Genomic DNA, 20,095 nt, shown 5'->3' with positions numbered 1-20,095 from the left:
ATTTAAAAACACAGTGGGTGGAACAAGTATGCATATAACACATACGTGTTCCGCCTTTGTTGTGTATTTTGAACCTGATAAAAAAATACAAGGTGAATTTAAATGAAGAATTTAACGCGTTATATTCAAAAGTACATATCATATCCTATTTTGATGGCGATTGTATGTGCGATGCTCGCTATCGTTGTTGTAGTTCAAAATGTCACAATCGCGAAAGTATTAGATATCATGCTGACGAAAGCGCATAGTAGTATTTCGTTAACAGCAATTCTGGGAATTTTACTGGCCATCCTTATTTTACGTGCCGTACTCAATATGTCTAATCAATTGCTAGGGACACAACTCGCTTATAAAGTGAAAACAAATTTACGAAAACGTGCAGTTACACAAAATGCTGATCAGCCAATTGGTGAACAAATGAGTGTTATCACTGAAAGCATTGACGGAATCGCACCGTTTTATCAAGACTACTTGCCGCAAGTTTTTAAGGCAGTTATGATTCCGCTTTTCATTATCATTGCGATGTGTTTTATTCATTTGAATACGGCACTGATTATGATGGTTACAGCACCCTTTATTCCTGTTTTTTATATTCTTTTCGGATTAAAAACGCGTGATGAGTCAAAAGATCAAATGACTTATTTAACGCAATTCAGTCAACGTTTTTTGAATTTAGCACAAGGTTTAATTACTTTGAAGCTTTTTAACCGTTCAAAACAAGCTGAGGCAACGATTTACCAAGAAAGCACGAAATTCCGTGATAAAACAATGAAAATTTTGCGCAGTGCATTTTTATCGGGATTAATGCTAGAGTTTATCAGTTTGCTCGGTATTGGTTTAGTAGCTCTTGAAGCAGGACTAGGACTAGTACTATTTCATAACATCAACTTTCAAACTGCAGCTATTGCGATTATCTTAGCACCTGAATTTTATAACTCGATTAAAGATTTAGGACAAGCGTTCCATACTGGTAAACAAAGTGAAGGTGCAGCAGATGTTGTTTTTGATATGTTAGATGTAGACTCCAATCATGATGAAACGACACGCTATTCAGTCGATACATCTCAAGCTGCTCAAATTCATTTAGACCAAGTATCTTATCATTATCCTAATACTGAACGTCTTGCAGTAGATGGTGTTACATTAGATATCGATAAAGGTGATCATATTGCTTTGGTTGGACCAAGCGGGGCAGGAAAGACGACACTTTCGCAATTAATTTTGCAAATACGCCAACCCTCAAAGGGTATCGTCACTTTTAATAAGGAAGATTTAAAGTTAGGTGTTTTAAGTCAACAACCTTATATCTTTAATGCAAGCATTCGTGAGAATGTGACAATGTTTAAAGAAGTACCGGACGCTGAGGTTATGAAAGTAATTGAAGCGGTTGGTCTAACGGATAAAATTAAATCTCTGCCAGACGGTTTGGATACAGCTATCGGAGAAGGTGGAGAAATGTTGTCTGGCGGACAAATGAGACGTATTGAATTATCACGTGTTCTCTTAGACCGTCCGGAAGTTGTTGTGTTTGATGAACCAGCAACAGGGCTTGATGTTTGGACTGAACGTATTATTCAAACAGCATTAAAAGAATATTTTGATACACGGACAGTTATCATGATTGCGCACCGTCAAAGTACAATTCGCGCTGCTGATCGCAGAATTTATATGAAACAAGGTCGGATTGAAACTGATGACCAGGATATTTCAATCGGGATGCGTAAAGGACGTGAGAAAGCATGAAGAAACGACCAATACAATTTAAATTAGATAAAGACTTGATATTTGCGATTATTGTAGGTGTTATTGGTGCACTTGTTGCTATTGGGATGTTCTTTTTAAGTGGTTTGATGATTTCTCAAGCTGCTCAAAATGCACCGCTTGTGGCATTGATTATACTTGTGGTGCTTGTGAAAATGTTCGGATTTATCCGGGCACTTGCTCGTTACTTTGAACGTTTGTTTTCACATCGGACAACTTTTACGATGTTAAGAGATATACGTGTTCAATTTTTCTCAGGTCTGACACAAGTAGTGCCTGATATTTATCGGAAATTTAAATCAAGTGATTTAATTTCACGCATGGTTTCTAGTGTGGAAGCTTTGCAAAATATTTATCTTCGCGTATATTATCCGCCTGTGGTAATCGGAATCACTGCTTTGATTACAGTAGTGGCGCTTTGGGAATTCTCATTTGCACATACGCTTTTATTGTTTTTAAGTATGACAATTTCTTTAGGGATATTGCCATGGTTAAGTGCCAAACGTGCTCGGGTATTAAGTGAACGTGTCGCTGAGGATGAAAGTCAATTTCTAAGTCAATATTTTGACTATAAAGAAGGTTATGGAGAGCTGCAACGTTTCCATCAAGTGGAAAGTTATCGTAAAGATCTAATGCAACGCTTATTTGGTTACAGCAAACGTCAACGAAGCGAACAACGATTTTTAACGCTATATGATTTTGCATTAGATGCAGTATCCATGATTTCATTATTCTTATGTGTATGGCTAGGAATAATTCAAGTACAAAATGGTAATATGGATGTCATTTATCTTACTAGTATTGTATTAATGTTATTAACATTATTCGAACAAGCCGTACCAATGAGCAATGTAGCTTATTTCAAAGCAGATACTGACCAAGCGATAATAAACATCAGTGAAGTTTTAAATGATGTTCCAGATCCATCACGATATCCACAAAGTGGTCAGAATAATAATTTTAATAGCGAGCATGAGTTAATAGATGTTGAAAATGTTGATTTTAAATATTGGAATCAAATAGGAAATGTTTTAAAACAGATAAATTTGCATGTGAAAAAAGGTGAACGTTTAGCAATTATCGGTCCTTCTGGCTCTGGTAAAAGTACATTGATGCAAGTTATTGCCGGCTTGTATCAAACTGAAACAGGTGCTGCATTATTAAACGGACGTACTATTTTTGAGCTAACAGAAGCAGAAAAAGCTGAGAGCTTTAATGTGATGTTGCAGCACCAACAATTATTTGATGGCACCGTCAGAGAAAATTTATTGTCTGATGCCGATGATAATAAAATGCGTCAAGTTTTAGATGAATTAGGTTTAGAGCATGTGGCACTGGATTATGAAATTACATTGACAGGTGTAGGATTATCTGGTGGAGAACTGCAACGTTTATGTTTAGCGCGATTATTCTTAAAAGAAGCACCTATTTGGTTATTAGACGAACCTACACGTTCGCTTGATTGGGATAATTCTGAAGGCATGATGCAACGTATTTTTGAACAAAGTGAAACGTTAATCGTTGCGACACATGATTTAGAGTTACTTCCGAAATTTGATCGTATTGCAGTAATGATTGAAGGAGAACTTGTAGAAATAGATAATTATCAACAATTAATGCAACAAAAAGGATATCTTTATGATATGGTGACCTTAAATGAATAGTTGTAAGAACTTTCCGTTTGGAAAGTTCTTTTTTTGCAACAAAAAAAGACAAATCCTAATTCAGAATTTGTCTTTCCTACGCTCAAGCTCTATTTTAAAAGTGATATTTATAAAATAAGCACTTTAATTTTAATGGTTTAAAATTTATGCATTTTCTTTAGCGAGTGAATCGATTAATTTATCAAGCAAACGATTTAATTCTTTTTCTTCATTTTCAGATAATCCTGAGATATCAGCTAATTGATTGCAAGCTTGACCAAGTTCAGGTTTAATTGCTTCACTTTTTTCAGTTAAATGAATAAATACTTCGCGTTGATCCACTTCAGAACGTTCTCTTTTAATAAGATCAACTTGTTCCATTCTTTTTAAAAGAGGTGAAACCGTACCAGTATCAAGAGCTAGTTCAGTTACGACTTTCTTAACATTTACAGGTGAGTCTTCCCATAGAATTGTTAATACTAAAAATTGCGGGTAAGTTAGTTTGTACTTTTTAAATACTTTATTAGAGTAGTAGCGATTTACTTGTCTTTGAGCATTGTACAAACTAAAGCATAGGCGCCCGCCTAAATTAAGTTGTTCAGACATTGAGTTCTCCTCCAGACATTCTTATCCGTATTTTTCTGTGTTCGGAATTTGTTCCGTCTTAGTTGAATAATTGAGCAAGGACAAAGATAATAGCACGAAAATGCTATTTTGTCTATTGCTTACAAGCCATGTTAAAATTAAACCATGTATAAATTTTAAAAGATACCTTGCATTAAATCAAGTTGTATCATAATATAATACATCCATTATTCATTGTGCTTTTAAGAACTTTAGAAATGAGTGTTAAAAATGGAAAGAAATAATAACAGTAAATTATCTATTTATATTGTAACAGGTTTTCTAGGTAGTGGTAAAACGTCTTTCCTCAAACATTATACTGAGGAATTATTAAAAAGAGATGAGAAAATTGCAGTCATCATGAATGAATTTGGCGATTTTGATGTAGATAGTCAAATTTTAAAGCCAGTTATTCAAACCATTTCCTTGCAGAACGGTTGTGTTTGCTGCGATTTATCACAGGCTTTAGTTGCACAACTTTCTGTCATAATCAATCAAAATCAAGCGCAACATGTCATTATTGAAGCCACAGGTATTGCTCATCCACTTCAACTCATTGAAGCTTGTTTTGATCCTGTTTTAGCTAATCATGTAAATCCGCCGCAAGTCATTGGACTTGTGGATGCACCGAGATTTTTACAACGTCATGAATACTCTGATTCCACACAACAATTGATGGAAGAACAAATCGAAGTAAGTCATGACATTATTGTGAACAAAATTGATTTAATCAATGATGAAGAACAAAATGAAGTAAAATTACAGTTGAAAGCATTGAATCCACATGGGATTTTACTGCCGGCAACATATGGTCAAGTGGATTTTACTGACTTAAAACAAAAGGATTCATCCGACAAACCACATTCTCACTCTCACCTGCATCATCATGGTATTAGTTCTCTTGCTTATACTTTTACAGCACCTATTGATAGACAAATGTTCTACCAATTTATTTTACGTTTGCCAGAAAATATATATCGTTTGAAAGGATATGTTCGTTTTAGAGACACACCTGAAACAACCTATTTATTTCAATTTGCATATGGTATGCCTGACTATGAACCTATTCAAGGAAACAACACCAACACTGTTGTATTGATTGGTGAAAATCTTGATAAAGAGCGTTTGCGAAATCAATTAGATGCGCTGCAATTCACTTGAAAATTGACGGGTAAGTATAAGTGAAACTATAATAGATACAACGTTTTGTAAGAAATAGAACAACGATAATCAACAAACTATATGTTTATGTTGATAATCTACTTTATTATAGTGAACTTCCTAAGTAAATATAGCAAGCGATTTAACTCATTTGCTGTAAAATTAAATGTGAGAAAGGGGACGGTGAAATGGAAAGAGTACAAATCAATCATAATGTGGACTATTCACGGGTTATACAAGGATTTTGGAGAACCAAAGATTGGCAAAAATCGACTCAAGAATTGAATCGATTTATCCATGAACTTGTAGAATTAGGAGTAACCACAATGGATCATGCGGATATTTATGGTGATTATTCTTGTGAAGCCTTATTCGGAAAAGCCTTAGCACTCTCACCTGAATTACGTGATAAAATCCAATTGATTTCCAAATGCGGCATTATATTGCCGACAGATCGCTTAGAATTATTTGATGGACATCGTTATGATTTAAGCAAATCACATATTGTAGGTGCCGTAGACCGTTCTTTAAAATCTTTAGGTACAGATTATTTAGATACGTTACTCTTACATCGACCTTCTCCTTTAATGAACCCTGATGAGGTAAGGGCTGCTTTAGATACTCTTGTTGAGCAAGGGAAAATCAAATCATTCGGTGTTTCTAACTTTTCTAATACTCAGTATGACTTATTAAATTCTGATATTAAATCTCATAAATTGCATATTGCAGTTAATCAGCTTCAAGTGTCACCATATCATGCTGAACCGATGTACGATGGTACAATTGATCATATGTACCAAGAAGGTGTCAAAATTATGGGTTGGAGTCCACTTGCAGGTGGAAAACTATTGAATTTGAATGATGACAAAGCGAAAAGTGTAATGTCGATTATCAGTCCAATTGCTTTTAAAAATAATGTCGCACCGACTTCAGTTATAACTGCATGGCTTGCTAAACATCCAGCAACGATTATGCCGATAATGGGCACGGGTCAGATTGAACATATGCAAGATGCAGTTAAAGGCTTAGAAGTAGAATTAAGTGACCAAGAGTGGTTTGATATTTATGTTGCAGTATTAGGCCAAGATATTCCCTAAATATATTTAAGTTTGAAGGAGAAAGAAGATATGAATCCAGATGAAAAAGCACGTCAACGTATAAAATTCGAACGCAACTTTGTCGTGCTGCCATATATTATTTTTGCTATTATCGTATTTATATTTACAACAATTTTTGCACAACCGACTGTTGTGCTTACTCTTTTCGGCATTTTCTTAATTTATAATGCAGTCTTGTTGTTTGTCGCATTTATCAAACATTATCATCGTACTATGATTTTATTGTTGATATTAACAATATTCGTTGGTTTGATTTTCGGTATTTCAGCGACTGCACATTTTTCTGCACGTTATAATTAATTAGTAGGAATACAAAGAGGACTTACACCTGAGTAGCATTGCTTAGGTGTAATTTTCATATTAGAGGATTGAGGTGAAGTTTTTGAATCAATGGTTAACTCATGTGATGGAACAATTTGGTTATTTGGGTGTTGCATTGCTCATTTTTTTAGAGAATTTATTTCCGCCGATTCCTTCTGAAATTGTTTTGACTTTCGGAGGATTTTTGGCTGGTGAACATAAATTATCATTTATCGGTGTTGTGCTTTCGGCTACAGCAGGTTCAGTAGTAGGAGCAATTTTATTATATGGTTTAGGAGATTGGATTGGTAAAAAACGTATTTATCGTTTAACTGAAAAGTATGGGAAGTATGTTTATATAAAAGAAGCAGATATTGATCGAACAGTACATTGGTTTGATAAATATGGACATTGGACTGTATTCTTTTGTCGCTTTATACCAGTGCTGCGTTGCTTAATTTCTTTACCAGCTGGAATGACACATATGCCATTTTGGACTTTTGTTTCTTATAGTGCAGCAGGTGCTTTAATTTGGAATGGCGTTATGATTTATCTTGGAAAAGCAGTAGGCAGTCATTGGCATTCTGTTTTACAATATATCGATTTTTATTCTAAGTTTTTCATCATTATCTTAATTATTGCTGTGATTTTCTTAATTTGGAAATGGTGGCGACGTAAAAAATCAGATAGTAAGTAAGGGACTTGAACACTGTTAATGGGTTCAAGTCTTTCTTTTTTATTAAGGAAAAAGCAGACTTGATTATTCATTCAGCAAAATCTTAAAATTAGTGGAAGCGTTTTCTTTTATTTGCTATGCTTGAATTGAAAGAGATACATATCGTGTTACATATTAAAGGGGGAAGAAAAGATGGCTAAAAATAAAATTGCGATTATCGGAGCAGGTCACACAGGATCCACACTAGCTTTTATTATTGCAGAACGTGCATTAGCAGATGTAGTATTGCTAGAAATTCCTAAAAATGAAAAACCAGCACGTGGTAAGGCACTGGATATTAAAGAAAGCGGTCCGATTTTAGGATTTAACGGAAATGTTTTGGGTACTTCTGATTATCAAGATATTGCAGGTGCAGATATTGTTGTAATTACAGCAGGGGCAGCACGTAAACCTGGTATGAGCCGTGATGATTTGATTCAAATTAATGAGAACGTAATGGCTCAAGTGACTGAAGGTATAAAAAAATATGCACCAGAAAGTAAAATTATCGTTTTAACCAATCCAGTAGATGCTATGACATATGCAGTATATAAATTGTCAGGCTTTCCGAAAGAACGTGTGCTTGGACAATCAGGCATCTTAGACACAGCACGTTATCGTACATTTGTATCAGAAGCGTTGAATGTAGCCCAAACAGATGTAACAGGATTAGTACTTGGCGGACATGGAGATACAATGGTACCGTTACTAAGCACAACAATGGTCGGAGGCGTACCACTAAGAGAACTGTTGGCTCAAGATAAAATTGATGCAATCGTTGAACGTACACGTAAAGGCGGTGCAGAAATTGTTGGGCTGTTAGGAAATGGTTCAGCATATTACGCGCCAGCCGCGGCGATTTATGAAATGGCTGCAGCGATTTTAAATGACGAAAGACGTCTAGTGCCAGCTATCACTTATTTAGACGGTGAATATGGATTTAAAGATATTTGCTTAGGTGTGCCAACTATTTTAGGGGCTAACGGTGTTGAAAAAGTGGTTGAAATTGAATTATCAGATGATGAACAACAACTGCGCGATTCAGCTGATGCGGTTGAGGATGTTAAATCAGCTTTGAAAAATAAATAATTATGATATGAAGTGATTTAAGTGGGCTTATATAAAAGCTCACTTTTTATTTTTCATTTGAAAGATGCAGAGTCATTTTTGAATAAAATGTGAATTTTTTAACAAATTTTTGAGAAATACGTCTGTGAAAGCGCATTATTGCTATAATAAAGTTGAAAAAGGTGTGTTGCTAAAGAAGTAAACAGCAGCATGAAATTGTAATAATATGAAATTTGCTCTTTTGTAAAACACTAGATACAACTGTTTCATTCAAAGAATGGACAGTATGCTTTAAGGGACGAACGTAATATGGCTAGTAAGGAAGATACTTCTCAAAAAGAAAAGAAAAATAAGAAAGTAAAACCGCTGTGGATTGTGATTAGTTTCGTTGTACTTATCGCTATCATGTTGATACCGACAGGCAGCAGTGTACCAGTGATGGCTAAAGTATCATTGGCAATTCTCGCTTTTGCAGTTATTATGTGGGTGACTGAAGCGGTATCTTATCCGGTATCATCTACAATGATTGCCGCCCTAATGATTTTGCTGCTTGGGTTCAGTCCCGTACAAAATCTTGCTGAAAAATTAGGTAATCCAAAAGCAAATGGTGCAGTATTGCATGGCAGTGATATGTTTGGGACTTCTAATGCTTTAAAATTAGCGTTTAGTGGTTTTGCAACGCCGGCTGTAGTACTTGTAGCAGCAGCTTTATTCTTAGCAGCAGCAATGCAAGTGACAAATCTGCACAAACGTCTCGCATTACTTGTTTTATCTATTGTGGGTAATAAAACAAATCGTATTGTAATCGGTGCTATTTTGGTATCTATTGTACTTGCTTTCTTTGTACCATCAGCAACAGCACGTGCTGGGGCAGTTGTACCGATTCTATTAGGTATGATTGCAGCATTCAAAGCTTCGAAAGAAAGTAAATTAGCTGGTTTATTAATTATTACAGCAGTTCAAGCAGTTTCTATTTGGAATGTAGGTATCAAAACAGCAGCTGCTCAAAATATAGTAGCAATCAACTTTATCAACCAAAGTTTTGGACAAGATATTTCTTGGGGACAATGGTTTTTATATGCAGCACCTTGGTCTGTACTTATGTCAATTGCATTATATTTCATTATGATGAAAGTAATGCCTCCAGAACATAAAGAGATCGAAGGAGGTAAACAACTTATCCGTCAAGAACTAGACAAACTTGGTCCAATCTCGGCGCGTGAGTGGCGTTTAATAGCAATTTCTGTATTGTTATTATTCTTCTGGTCAACAGAAAAAATATTGCATCCTATTGATTCTTCTTCAATTACACTTGTAGCCATGGCTGTTATGTTGATGCCGAAAATTGGTGTGATGAATTGGAAAGAAGTAGAAGATAAAATTCCATGGGGAACAATTATTGTCTTTGGTATTGGTATTTCACTTGGTAACGTGTTGTTGAATACTGGCGGCGCTCAATGGTTGAGTGATAAAACATTTGGCTTGATGGGCTTGCAACATATGCCATTAGTAGCTACTATTGCACTCATTACATTATTCAATATCCTTATTCACTTAGGATTTGCGAGTGCAACAAGTTTATCGTCAGCTTTGATTCCAGTGTTTATTTCTTTAACTACAACTTTGCATCTAGGCGATCAAAGTATCGGATTTGTCCTTATTCAACAATTCGTTATTAGTTTCGGATTCTTATTACCAGTAAGTGCACCACAAAATATGCTTGCATATGGTACAGGTACATTTACTGTTAAAGACTTCTTGAAATCAGGTGTTCCATTAACTATCGTAGGTTATATTCTTATAATCATTTTCAGTATGACATATTGGAAATGGTTGGGACTTATTTAAAATCAAATAAGACAATAAAAACTTACTTTTTAATAAAAAATAAGCGCACAGATCAGTTTTGTTAACTGTCTGTGCGCTGCTTTGTTTAAAAAACAAAAAAACATACATATAATGCTATATATTCAAAGAAAGTCAGTAAATACATATATTTTAATCGTAGTTTGGCACCAATTGGAACCTCCCAATTCGGATAGTGCTGTTCATAATAAGTTATTTGTAGTAAAAATAACCCGATTCCAAGTGGTAAGAACATAAGCCCAATACTGACTGGATATGAAAACCCGATTTTACGGATAAGATGACCAATTATCATTTGGAATAAAACGATAATGGCTAAAAATATTCCTAGGTAGACTGTCATTTTACCATTCGCACTCCTTTAATTAAAATCAAGAATAGAAATTGAAGTACTGTCATCAAAAAGATAAAGAATACACCTCTAGAATCAAGCAAAGTCATCACATCACGGAAGATGGAAAAAGGTTGGTTGACTAAATAGACTGTGTGCAAGCGTAAAAACCGGCCCATGAATATGCCTAAACTATTTGTGAAAACCAAGATAATTACAATGAGGTAATTAAACACAGGTTTATCTGTTAAATGCAGTAGTTTCATATTGATAAGTGCATATAAATAAAGTGCAAACAAGACGCCTGACACTAAGAATGTAAAATACATCCATTCCGTTGGACGTGCACCATGATAAATATCGAAACCAAATTGATTGAGATGAATGAGATCTGTAACCATATAGAATGTATTTGGAAGTATTAATATAAAGATTACAGCGAAGACAATAAATAATGGCCATTCAAATTTTCTTTTAGGTACAAATAATGGAAGTAGTAGTACTAATTCAAAAGGTATATATGCTAAAAAGAGATTAAGTGCCATAAAATTATAGAAATGATTTAAAGGTAAAGTTAATAATAGTAATAGCACAAAGAGTATTCTAGCAATATAACGTGATTGCATAATTGATGCCTTCTTTCTTTCTTCTCTCGTAATGATAATTTTAATTTATATCAATCGTATTTTTGTTTAAATCAGTCAGACTTATTTGTTTATGTTACAGAGTTTTGAACGTGATATCAATTTAAAAGGGCAATAGCATCCTAACTAAATTGTGATATAAAAGGGATGAATTTTGTGTTTTCATTTAGGGAATAATAATAAGAATTGCAATATTGCTATAAAATGTATCTATTGAGCGTTAGGCAGTCCATGGTGTATAATGGGTAGTCATAAAAATTTAGGTGCAAATAAGCAATAAAGGAGGACATCATGAGTAAGCAATTAATCACATTATATTTTAATATATTTCTTGTTTTCTTAGGGATTGGATTAGTTGTACCTGTATTACCGGTATACTTAAAAGATCTTGGTTTAAATGGAAGTGATTTAGGAATTCTTGTTGCGGCCTTTGCATTGGCGCAGATGGTTATTTCACCATTTGGCGGTAACTTAGCAGATAAATTAGGTAAAAAATTAATTATTTGTATTGGCCTCGTTCTTTTCTCAGTTTCTGAGTTTATTTTTGCGATGAGCAGCAGTTATACTTTATTAATTATTTCAAGAATTATCGGCGGTTTCAGTGCAGGTATGGTAATGCCGGGTGTTACAGGGATGATTGCAGATATTTCTCCTGCTAAAGATAAAGCGAAAAACTTTGGATATATGTCGGCCATAATCAACTCTGGATTTATATTAGGTCCTGGACTTGGCGGATTTATGGCAGAGTTTTCACATCGCTTACCATTCTATTTCGCAGGAACTTTAGGTATTGCAGCTTTCATCTGTTCTATTTTCTTTATACATGGCGCGAAACGTCAAACAACAGATGGTTTTACTCAAATAGAGCCGCAAGAATTAGCCAAAATTAATATTAAGGCTTTTATTACGCCAGTGATCATTACTTTTGTATTAGCTTTTGGTCTTTCAGCTTTTGAAACATTATTCCCGCTTTATACAGCAGATAAAGCGCACTATACGCCTAAGGATATTTCAATTTCAATTACAGGCGGCGGTATTTTAGGTGCAGTTTTCCAAATCTTTTTATTTGATAAATTTATGAAATACTTTAAAGAGTTGACATTCATTCAATTTGCATTATTTTATTCGGCTTTAGTCTTATTCTTTTTAATTATTGCGCATAGCTATTGGTCAATAATGCTTATCAGCTTTATCGTATTTATTGGTTTTGACATGATTCGTCCAGCAGTTACCAACTATTTTTCAAATATTGCAGGAGATCGCCAAGGTTTAGCGGGTGGATTGAACTCGACTTTTACCAGTATGGGTAACTTTATTGGTCCTTTAGTTGCGGGTGTCTTGTATGATTTTGATTTTGAATTTCCGTTGTATATGTCGATTGCTGTCATGTTATTAGGAATATTTATTATATTTGTTGAGAAAACAATTAGAAGTAAAAAACAAACTCAAGAAGGTTGAATATAAGGTGTGAAACATTAAATGTTTCAGCCTTATTATCTGTTGTTATTTTTCAGAAAAATTAAAAATCTAATTGACGGTATTAATTGATAATGATAGGATAAAAATAATTCAATTAATCAAACTCTTATCCAGAGCGGCGGAGGGATGTGCCCGACGAAGCCCAGCAACCATCGTATAACGAAAAGGTGCTAATTCACATTAAGCAAAAGAAGCTTATGAAGATGAGAGAAAGTAATTAAGACTTTCTCTTTTAAAGGGGGAAGTCTTTTTTCATCGTGATGTAAGATTTGATTAATTTGGAGAACTCTTACATAGGATGGTGTCCATTGACATGAAAAAATTAATAAGCGTATTAACTTTAGTAGTCATCGCATTCGCACTTGCAGCTTGCGGTCAAAGTAAAAGTGCAGAGAATAAGAAAATTACTGTAGCAGCCTCGCCAGCGCCTCACGGTGAAGTATTAGAACATGCGAAAGAAGAAATGAAGAAAAAAGGGTACGACTTAGAAATCAAAGTCGTCAATGATTATAAAGTGCCTAATAAATTGTTGGATAAAGGCGATGTAGATGCTAACTTATTCCAGCACGTACCTTATTTAAATGCAGAGAAAAAGTCTCATGGATACAAAATTGAAGAAGTAGGCAAAGTCTTTACGACACCAATGGGCGTATATAGTAAAAAATATAAAAATATTAAAGATATCCCTGAAGGTTCTACAATTTATGTTTCAAACAACCCAGCTGAAGAAGGTCGTTTCTTATCTTTCTTTGTTAATGAAGGGTTAGTGAAAATTAAAAAAGGTGTCAAAATTGAAGATGCTAAATTTGATGACATTGTAGAAAATAAAAAGCATCTGAAATTCAATAATCAGCAAGGTGCAGAATTCTTACCTAAAACGTATAAAAGCGGAGAAGGTGCAGCTGTGATTATGAATTCCAACTATGCAATGGACAATGGTTTGAAACCTTCTAAAGATGCGATTGTGATGGAAGATAAATCATCACCATTTGCGAATATCCTTGCGGTAAAAGAAGGGCATAAAAACGATAAGAAATTCCAAGAATTAATTAAAGTTTTGCAATCTAAAGATATGAAGCACTTCATTGAGAAAAAATATGGAAAAGATGTTGTTCCATATGAAGCAAAATAACTGACAACTGGAGGTAATCAAATGACAAAATTAGGAATTATCGGGACAGGACGTGTAGGAAGCCAAGTATTAACGGATGCACAATATTTAGGAATCTTTTCAGAAATTGTCCTGATAGACACAAATGAAGACTTGGCGAAAGGTGAAGCACTTGATCATCGCCATTTGCAAGGCCTTGGGCATACACATCATGTCAATATTTATAGCGGGACGTATCAAGATTTATCAGATGCTGATATCGTAATCGTATCGGCGAGCGCACCTTCTACACCAGAGATGGCAGATCGAACGTTGTTGACACGTGCTAATAGTTTAATCGTGCATTCAGTTTTTCAAAAATTATCTGAGGTTACCCAAGAAGCGGTCGCTATTTTGATTTCAAATCCAGTAGATGCTATGACGTTGATTGCGCAAGAAGCGGGTTACCCAGCACATAAAGTCATTGGAACGGGTACTAATTTAGAATCCTCGCGTTTTCGTACTTTGATTGCAGATCATTATCAAGTTGATCCAAAAAATGTTGAAGCATTTGTATTAGGTGAACACGGTTCGCATGCAGTGCCGATTTGGAGTCGAGTGCGTATTGCTGGTATTGAGCTTCCTGAATTTGAAACATTAACAGGAAGTACACCAATTGATAAAAAAGCAGTTTCCAAACGAATCGATGAAGTCGCTTTTGAAGTATTCAAGAAGAAAGGTTGGACAAATTCAGCAATTTCCAGATCAGCTGTACAGTTGGCACAAGCCATTTTATTGGATGAACATCCTATCGAACCCGTCAGTGCTTCTGTGAATGGAGAATATGAATTGACTGGAGGAGCACTCAGCTTGTTATCTTTAATAGATAGAAACGGTATTGTAAAACGCCTGCCGATTTCTCTTAATTCTGATGAACTCCAACAACTTAAAGATGCGCATATATTCATTACAGAAGCTGTAGCACAGGCACATAAAGAGATTGAAAACATATCTTAAACAACAAACTTATAAGCTTTGTTGAAAGTTTGTAACATAACTGAATTAAAAATGAATCAAGAAATACGTACTTTACTTTAATAATGGTGAAGTACGTATTTTATTTTGAGAAAAAAGCTTAAACATCAACGATGAAAACAGTTACATAAAAAAGGAGTGTCACCTTTTCAAAAGTATCTTTTGTGTTACATTTATTACGTATATTACATTTGGTTTAAATAGCATACTACATAAAGATTTGGCATAATTTCTGTGTTAATATTGTAAACACAATGATAGAACTATGAGGGAAGTAGAATGAAAACAGTAATTTTATGGATTTATGTTGGGATTCTGACTTGTTGTCTGGTTTTTCTACTTGTCTTAGTATCTAATGAATCTGAACTTGCTAAGTTCCAAAACAGCGTATCAACATTTATGCAGGGGGAACAAGTTTCTTCAAATGATACAAAAGATAATGGAGCACCGCCGACTTATAGTGCGGTTGCTGGAAATGACATCAGTCATCAGACACAATCAGAAAGTAAGCAACATACTGAAAAACAAAATGCAGACAAGACATTTGTAATCTCACTTACATCTGTCAACTTGAAAATGAGTCACTATTTATTGGAAGACCTTACGTCACAAGGTGCCCAGGACACAAGACTTCGCTAAGTGCGAATGTTTACATAATGTCAGGCGCCTTGTTTTTTTGTCCAAAATATTACTAATGTAAGGTGAGTATCTTTTAAAGGACTTAAAATGCTATATTTGTGGTGTGAGGTGAAAGATATGAAACAAAAGAAAACGAATGCAATGCGTATACTTGAAAATGAAGGTATCAAATATGATGTCCGCACTTTTAAAATGGGAAAAGAACATATAGAAGGTCAAGAAGTAGCTGAATTGATAGGTGCTTCTCCAGAACAAGTATTTAAAACGCTGCTTTTTATTAATAATAATCACGATCCTTACGTGTTTGTTATTCCAGTTGAAGGTAACTTAAATATGAAACATGCAGCACAAGCAGTAGGAGAAAAGAAATTACATCTATTACCTCTACAAGAACTTACAAAAGTAACTGGGTATATACGAGGCGGCTGTTCGCCTGTAGGAATGAAACATTTATACCCAACTGTAATTGATGCGTCTGCTGAGCAACAGGAGACTATTTTTGTCAGTGCAGGGCACCGTGGTGTACAAATGGAAGTGAATGTAGAAGAATTGGCTAAAGTGACAAACGCTAAAATAGCGGATGTAGCCAATCATCATACTAATTGAGGAAGGTGGACAAAAGTTCATCTTCTCTTTTTTATCACAAAATGATTGTTTTTGAATGAAAATGAAAGATTTTGATTGAAAAATGTAAGCGGAAACATTATAATGTAATAGAAATGAGGTGGCGATATGATTACTGAGAAACGATTTGAAGTCATCATTAATTTATTAAAGGAAAAAGAATTCCTCACTTTGCAAGAGCTTATCAAAATGACGGGATGCAGTGCTTCTACCATTCGACGTGATTTATCTAAGCTGCAGCAGCAAGGTATATTACAACGTGTACATGGTGGCGCAACTTTAAAAACAACGTCTCTAAATGAGCCGAAGCTATCTGAAAAGCAAGGACGTAATACGCAAGAAAAAAGAGAAATCGCAAAAATTGCAGCCGCGAAAGTAGAAGATAACGATTGCATTTATATAGATGCAGGGTCTTCAACATACGAAATGGTTGAATATATCACAGCAGATAATATCGTTGTTGTAACTAACGGGTTAACACACGTTGAACCTTTATTGAAAAAAGGTTTTAAAACAATCATTGTAGGCGGAGATGTAAAAGCCAACACACTTGCTTCAGTTGGGTCCAAAGCAATCGAAACTATAAAAAGATATCATTTCGACAAAGTGTTTATTGGTATGAATGGTGTTGATTTAGAGAAAGGGTTAACCACACCTGATGAACAAGAAGCATATGTAAAAGAAACAGCGATGAAATCGGGAGCGCAGATTTATGTTTTAATTGATTCATCCAAATTCGCTCATACATATTTTGCTGATGTACAAATACCGCAAAATAAACATGCTTTGCTTTTAACATCTGAAAAAGCACTTCAACGTCAAGATATTAAGGCATATCGCAATCGATTTGTAATAGAAGGAGGACAATCATGATTTATACAGTAACATTTAATCCATCCATTGATTATGTGATGAAAGTAGATGGGTTTACCACTGGTGGTTTGAATCGTGCAGCTGCTACTTATAAATTTGCAGGCGGCAAAGGTATTAATGTATCACGTGTACTTCAAACACACGAAACAACTTCAACTGCGTTAGGATTTATTGGTGGTTTTCCAGGAAAATTTATTAAAGATGCACTAGAGAAAGCAGAAATTCCAACCGGCTTTATCGAAGTAGATGAAGATACGCGTATCAACGTTAAGCTTAAATCCGGTAATGAAACAGAAATCAATGCGAATGGCCCTGCAATTTCTGAAGATGCTTTCCAAGCTTTACTTTCACAAATAAAAGTTACTACTCCAGAAGATACGGTAGTGGTTGCAGGAAGTGTACCAAAAAGTATTCCAGATGATGCTTATGAACAAATTGCTCAAATTACAAAAGAAACGGGCGCGAAGTTGGTTGTGGATGCTGAAAAACATTTAGTTGAAGCAGTACTTCCATATCATCCATTCTTTATCAAACCGAATAAAGATGAATTGGAAGTTATGTTTGATACAGAAATCAAGTCAGATGCAGATGTTGTACGTTTCGGGAAAGAAATTTTAGCGAAGGGTGCACATGCAGTGATTGTATCGCTTGGCGGTGATGGTGCAATTTATATAGATGAGACGCATCAATTAAAAGCAGAAGTACCAAAAGGCGAAGTAGTGAATACAGTTGGATCAGGGGATAGCACAGTAGCTGGTATGATTGCCGGTTTAGAAAAAGGGATGAGTGTTAAAGAAGCATTTCGTAATGCTGTGGCTTCGGGTACTGCGACAGCGTTTAGTGATGATTTAGCAGAAAAAGAAATGATTGAAGCGGTAAGAGAAAAAATTGTTTTAGCGGACTTGGAAAAGGAGTGACGATGAATGAGAATAACTGAATTGTTAACACGCGATACTATCGCAATGGATATCGATGCAACAACTAAAGATGGTGTCATAGATACACTTGTTGATCAACTAGATCAAGCAGGTATTTTAAGTGATAAAGCAGCGTTTAAAGATGCAATTTTTGCAAGAGAAGGACAAAGTACAACAGGAATCGGAGAAGGGATAGCGATTCCGCATGCGAAAGTAGCAGCTGTAAAGAAACCCGCAATTGCTTTCGGAAAATCTAAAGAAGGGGTAGACTACCAAAGTTTGGATGGTCAACCTGCACATTTATTCTTTATGATTGCAGCTCCTGAAGGCGGAGCTCAAACACATTTGGACGCTTTAGCGAAATTATCAGGTATTTTAATGGATGATAATGTGAGAGAAGCATTACTGCATGCTGAAACACCAGACGAAGTTTTAGCTATTATTGACAAAGCAGATGACGAAGCGCCGAATGAAGATGAAGAAGCAACTGTAGACCCAGGCGTTGATGACAAAGAAGCATCAGAAAATGAACCGTACGTATTAGGTGTAACAGCTTGTCCTACAGGCATTGCACATACGTATATGGCAAAAGATGCATTATTGAAACAAGCTAAAAAAATGGGTGTCAAAATGAAAGTCGAAACAAACGGTTCAGGTGGTATTAAAAACCGTTTAACTTCAGAAGACATCGAAAAAGCAGATGGTATTATTGTTGCTGCAGATGTACATGTTGAAACAGACCGTTTTGATGGAAAAAATGTTGTTCAAGTTCCAGTAGCAGACGGTATTAAACGTCCAGGTGAACTTATTGATTTAGCCTTAGCTACTGATCGTACACCATTCAGAGCGAAAGATGGACATGGCAAAGGTGCTCAGGGCGCTGCAGGTGGTAAAACTGAAAAACAAAGTGTTGGGAAAACAATTTATAAACACTTAATGAATGGTGTTTCTAATATGTTACCACTTGTTATTGCTGGTGGTATCTTAATGGCAATTGCATTTATGTTCGGTACTAACTCATTTGATCCGAAATCTTCAGATTATAACGCTTTTGCTGAACAGTTATGGAATATAGGTAAAAATAGTGCCTTTGCATTGATTATCCCAATTCTTGCTGCATTCATTGCACGTAGTATTGCTGATAAACCAGGTATGGCAGCAGGTTTAGTTGGTGGTATGTTGGCGATTAGCGGTGACTCAGGATTTATCGGCGGTATTATCGCAGGTTTCTTAGCCGGTTATTTAACTGAAGGTATTAAAGTGTTGACACGCCGTATGCCACAATCATTGGAAGGTTTAAAACCAACATTAATTTATCCGGTTCTATCTGTAACAATTACAGGTTTGCTTATGATTTATGTATTTAACCCACCGGCATCTTGGATTAACCATTTATTGTTAAATGGATTAAATAGTTTGTCAGGCGCTAATATCATGCTTTTAGGTCTTGTTATCGGTGCAATGATGGCTATTGATATGGGCGGACCTTTCAACAAAGCTGCATATGTATTTGCGACAGCTGCTTTAACAGAAGGTAATGCTGCCCCAATTACAGCAGCAATGGTTGGTGGTATGGTTCCTCCAATCGCAATAGCTTTAGCGATGATTATATTTAAACGTAAATTTACAAAAGCACAACGTGGTTCAATCGTTCCTAACTTTGTAATGGGTGCTTCATTTATTACAGAAGGTGCTATTCCATTTGCTGCAGCTGATCCATTAAGAGTTATTCCATCTATGATGATTGGTTCTGGTGTAGCTGGTGCTATCGCACTTGCTTTAGGCTCATCAATTCATGCGCCGCACGGTGGTATCTTTGTAATCTTCGGTACAGACTGGAGCCACTCTTTACAAACATTATTAGCGATTATTGTAGGTTCTGTTATTGGTGCATTAATCTATGGTTTATTGAAACGTAAACCAACTGCTGATGAAATCGAAGCATCAGAATCTATGGATGATTAGTCATATTTGAAATTTAATAAGATTTATCGCATTATATATAAGGTGATTCTTTAATTTGGAATCACCTTAAGAATTATATTTACTGTGGTAGGTAAATGAATATATTCAAAATACAGCTGAGCAGAGACAAATTACAGATGTAGTCTGTTGTCTTTGTACTCAGCTATTTTTGTTTCATGAAAAATGTGATGAAATAATGTAATTAAATTCCGAGTAATGACGTCCAAATAATTTACTATTAC

19 protein-coding genes and 1 riboswitch are annotated in these 20,095 nt (G+C 35.3%); of the genes, 16 read left to right on the top strand and 3 right to left on the bottom strand.

Annotation, left to right across the window (positions count from 1 at the left end):
- Nucleotides 1-102 precede the first annotated feature (102 nt).
- Together DYE31_RS10835 and DYE31_RS10830 are read left to right on the top strand one after the other, a co-directional pair.
- Nucleotides 103-1,743 (top strand): ABC transporter ATP-binding protein/permease, encoded by a 1,641-nt coding sequence (locus DYE31_RS10835; protein WP_015899589.1) that lies wholly within the window; start codon nt 103-105, stop codon nt 1,741-1,743.
- Nucleotides 1,740-3,425 carry an amino acid ABC transporter ATP-binding/permease protein gene (locus DYE31_RS10830; protein WP_015899590.1) on the top strand — a complete coding sequence of 562 codons (1,686 nt, stop codon included), beginning with the start codon at nt 1,740-1,742 and terminating at the stop codon, nt 3,423-3,425. Before DYE31_RS10835 ends, DYE31_RS10830 begins: the two co-directional genes overlap by 4 nt.
- Before the next feature lie 144 nt (nt 3,426-3,569).
- Here DYE31_RS10830 and mgrA read toward each other — a convergent pair whose 3' ends face one another.
- Complete coding sequence (gene mgrA / locus DYE31_RS10825; protein WP_053464252.1) at nt 3,570-4,010, bottom strand: global transcriptional regulator MgrA; 441 nt, start codon at nt 4,008-4,010, stop codon at nt 3,570-3,572.
- Between the two features lie 249 nt (nt 4,011-4,259).
- Here mgrA and DYE31_RS10820 point away from each other — a divergent pair, with 249 nt between their 5' ends.
- From DYE31_RS10820 to DYE31_RS10795, 6 genes are all read left to right on the top strand, one after another.
- On the top strand, nt 4,260-5,189 hold the full coding sequence (locus DYE31_RS10820) for a CobW family GTP-binding protein (protein ID WP_015899592.1): 930 nt from the start codon (nt 4,260-4,262) through the stop codon (nt 5,187-5,189).
- A gap of 188 nt (nt 5,190-5,377) precedes the next feature.
- Nucleotides 5,378-6,286, top strand: a complete 909-nt coding sequence (locus DYE31_RS10815) for an aldo/keto reductase (protein ID WP_015899593.1) — start codon at nt 5,378-5,380, stop codon at nt 6,284-6,286.
- Between the two features lie 30 nt (nt 6,287-6,316).
- A complete protein-coding gene (locus DYE31_RS10810) occupies nt 6,317-6,607 on the top strand; it encodes a hypothetical protein (RefSeq protein WP_015899594.1) in 291 nt (96 codons plus the stop codon).
- An 82-nt stretch (nt 6,608-6,689) separates the two neighbouring features.
- On the top strand, nt 6,690-7,304 hold the full coding sequence (locus DYE31_RS10805) for a DedA family protein (RefSeq protein WP_041612938.1): 615 nt from the start codon (nt 6,690-6,692) through the stop codon (nt 7,302-7,304).
- Nucleotides 7,305-7,475: 171 nt separating this feature from the next.
- Nucleotides 7,476-8,411: a malate dehydrogenase gene (mdh, locus tag DYE31_RS10800; protein ID WP_015899596.1), complete on the top strand. Its 936-nt coding sequence runs from the start codon at nt 7,476-7,478 to the stop codon at nt 8,409-8,411.
- Nucleotides 8,412-8,699: 288 nt separating this feature from the next.
- A complete protein-coding gene (locus DYE31_RS10795) occupies nt 8,700-10,238 on the top strand; it encodes an SLC13 family permease (RefSeq protein WP_015899597.1) in 1,539 nt (512 codons plus the stop codon).
- 85 nt (nt 10,239-10,323) lie between these two features.
- On the opposite strand, the gene DYE31_RS10790 is transcribed toward DYE31_RS10795, so the two are convergent.
- Complete coding sequence (locus tag DYE31_RS10790; RefSeq protein ID WP_041612939.1) at nt 10,324-10,599, bottom strand: hypothetical protein; 276 nt, start codon at nt 10,597-10,599, stop codon at nt 10,324-10,326.
- Nucleotides 10,596-11,213: a DUF1361 domain-containing protein gene (locus DYE31_RS10785; RefSeq protein ID WP_015899598.1), complete on the bottom strand. Its 618-nt coding sequence runs from the start codon at nt 11,211-11,213 to the stop codon at nt 10,596-10,598. The genes DYE31_RS10790 and DYE31_RS10785 overlap by 4 nt, the downstream gene beginning before the upstream one ends.
- A 309-nt stretch (nt 11,214-11,522) precedes the next feature.
- On the opposite strand from DYE31_RS10785, the gene norA reads away from it, so the two are divergent.
- From norA to DYE31_RS10745, 8 genes are all read left to right on the top strand, one after another.
- A complete protein-coding gene (norA, locus tag DYE31_RS10780) occupies nt 11,523-12,689 on the top strand; it encodes a multidrug efflux MFS transporter NorA (protein WP_015899599.1) in 1,167 nt (388 codons plus the stop codon).
- A 124-nt stretch (nt 12,690-12,813) separates the two neighbouring features.
- Nucleotides 12,814-12,920, top strand: a riboswitch (SAM riboswitch).
- Nucleotides 12,921-13,023: 103 nt separating this feature from the next.
- Complete coding sequence (locus DYE31_RS10775; protein ID WP_015899600.1) at nt 13,024-13,842, top strand: MetQ/NlpA family ABC transporter substrate-binding protein; 819 nt, start codon at nt 13,024-13,026, stop codon at nt 13,840-13,842.
- A gap of 21 nt (nt 13,843-13,863) precedes the next feature.
- Nucleotides 13,864-14,817, top strand: a complete 954-nt coding sequence (locus DYE31_RS10770) for a lactate/malate family dehydrogenase (RefSeq protein ID WP_015899601.1) — start codon at nt 13,864-13,866, stop codon at nt 14,815-14,817.
- Between the two features lie 297 nt (nt 14,818-15,114).
- Entirely contained in the window at nt 15,115-15,474 is a 360-nt protein-coding gene (locus DYE31_RS10765; protein WP_015899602.1) for a hypothetical protein, read from the top strand.
- A gap of 117 nt (nt 15,475-15,591) precedes the next feature.
- Nucleotides 15,592-16,080: a Cys-tRNA(Pro) deacylase gene (ybaK, locus tag DYE31_RS10760; RefSeq protein WP_015899603.1), complete on the top strand. Its 489-nt coding sequence runs from the start codon at nt 15,592-15,594 to the stop codon at nt 16,078-16,080.
- Between the two features lie 126 nt (nt 16,081-16,206).
- Nucleotides 16,207-16,971 carry a DeoR/GlpR family DNA-binding transcription regulator gene (locus DYE31_RS10755; protein WP_015899604.1) on the top strand — a complete coding sequence of 255 codons (765 nt, stop codon included), beginning with the start codon at nt 16,207-16,209 and terminating at the stop codon, nt 16,969-16,971.
- Nucleotides 16,968-17,888 (top strand): 1-phosphofructokinase, encoded by a 921-nt coding sequence (gene pfkB / locus DYE31_RS10750; protein WP_015899605.1) that lies wholly within the window; start codon nt 16,968-16,970, stop codon nt 17,886-17,888. Before DYE31_RS10755 ends, pfkB begins: the two co-directional genes overlap by 4 nt.
- A 6-nt stretch (nt 17,889-17,894) precedes the next feature.
- A complete protein-coding gene (locus DYE31_RS10745) occupies nt 17,895-19,853 on the top strand; it encodes a PTS fructose transporter subunit IIABC (protein WP_015899606.1) in 1,959 nt (652 codons plus the stop codon).
- The last annotated feature ends 242 nt before the right edge of the window (nt 19,854-20,095 follow it).

Source organism: Staphylococcus carnosus (assembly GCF_900458435.1).
Classification (GTDB): Bacteria; Bacillota; Bacilli; order Staphylococcales; family Staphylococcaceae; genus Staphylococcus; species Staphylococcus carnosus.
This window is presented reverse-complemented; position numbering and strand designations above follow the sequence as displayed.

What these genes read in the sequence shown, in the direction of transcription:
- DYE31_RS10835 (WP_015899589.1), top strand. Translation starts at nt 103, where the DNA reads ATGAAGAATTTAACGCGTTATATTCAAAAGTACATATCATATCCTATT.
- DYE31_RS10830 (WP_015899590.1), top strand. Translation starts at nt 1,740, where the DNA reads ATGAAGAAACGACCAATACAATTTAAATTAGATAAAGACTTGATATTT.
- mgrA (WP_053464252.1), bottom strand. Translation starts at nt 4,010, where the DNA reads ATGTCTGAACAACTTAATTTAGGCGGGCGCCTATGCTTTAGTTTGTAC.
- DYE31_RS10820 (WP_015899592.1), top strand. Translation starts at nt 4,260, where the DNA reads ATGGAAAGAAATAATAACAGTAAATTATCTATTTATATTGTAACAGGT.
- DYE31_RS10815 (WP_015899593.1), top strand. Translation starts at nt 5,378, where the DNA reads ATGGAAAGAGTACAAATCAATCATAATGTGGACTATTCACGGGTTATA.
- DYE31_RS10810 (WP_015899594.1), top strand. Translation starts at nt 6,317, where the DNA reads ATGAATCCAGATGAAAAAGCACGTCAACGTATAAAATTCGAACGCAAC.
- mdh (WP_015899596.1), top strand. Translation starts at nt 7,476, where the DNA reads ATGGCTAAAAATAAAATTGCGATTATCGGAGCAGGTCACACAGGATCC.
- DYE31_RS10795 (WP_015899597.1), top strand. Translation starts at nt 8,700, where the DNA reads ATGGCTAGTAAGGAAGATACTTCTCAAAAAGAAAAGAAAAATAAGAAA.
- DYE31_RS10790 (WP_041612939.1), bottom strand. Translation starts at nt 10,599, where the DNA reads ATGACAGTCTACCTAGGAATATTTTTAGCCATTATCGTTTTATTCCAA.
- DYE31_RS10785 (WP_015899598.1), bottom strand. Translation starts at nt 11,213, where the DNA reads ATGCAATCACGTTATATTGCTAGAATACTCTTTGTGCTATTACTATTA.
- norA (WP_015899599.1), top strand. Translation starts at nt 11,523, where the DNA reads ATGAGTAAGCAATTAATCACATTATATTTTAATATATTTCTTGTTTTC.
- DYE31_RS10775 (WP_015899600.1), top strand. Translation starts at nt 13,024, where the DNA reads ATGAAAAAATTAATAAGCGTATTAACTTTAGTAGTCATCGCATTCGCA.
- DYE31_RS10770 (WP_015899601.1), top strand. Translation starts at nt 13,864, where the DNA reads ATGACAAAATTAGGAATTATCGGGACAGGACGTGTAGGAAGCCAAGTA.
- DYE31_RS10765 (WP_015899602.1), top strand. Translation starts at nt 15,115, where the DNA reads ATGAAAACAGTAATTTTATGGATTTATGTTGGGATTCTGACTTGTTGT.
- ybaK (WP_015899603.1), top strand. Translation starts at nt 15,592, where the DNA reads ATGAAACAAAAGAAAACGAATGCAATGCGTATACTTGAAAATGAAGGT.
- DYE31_RS10755 (WP_015899604.1), top strand. Translation starts at nt 16,207, where the DNA reads ATGATTACTGAGAAACGATTTGAAGTCATCATTAATTTATTAAAGGAA.
- pfkB (WP_015899605.1), top strand. Translation starts at nt 16,968, where the DNA reads ATGATTTATACAGTAACATTTAATCCATCCATTGATTATGTGATGAAA.
- DYE31_RS10745 (WP_015899606.1), top strand. Translation starts at nt 17,895, where the DNA reads ATGAGAATAACTGAATTGTTAACACGCGATACTATCGCAATGGATATC.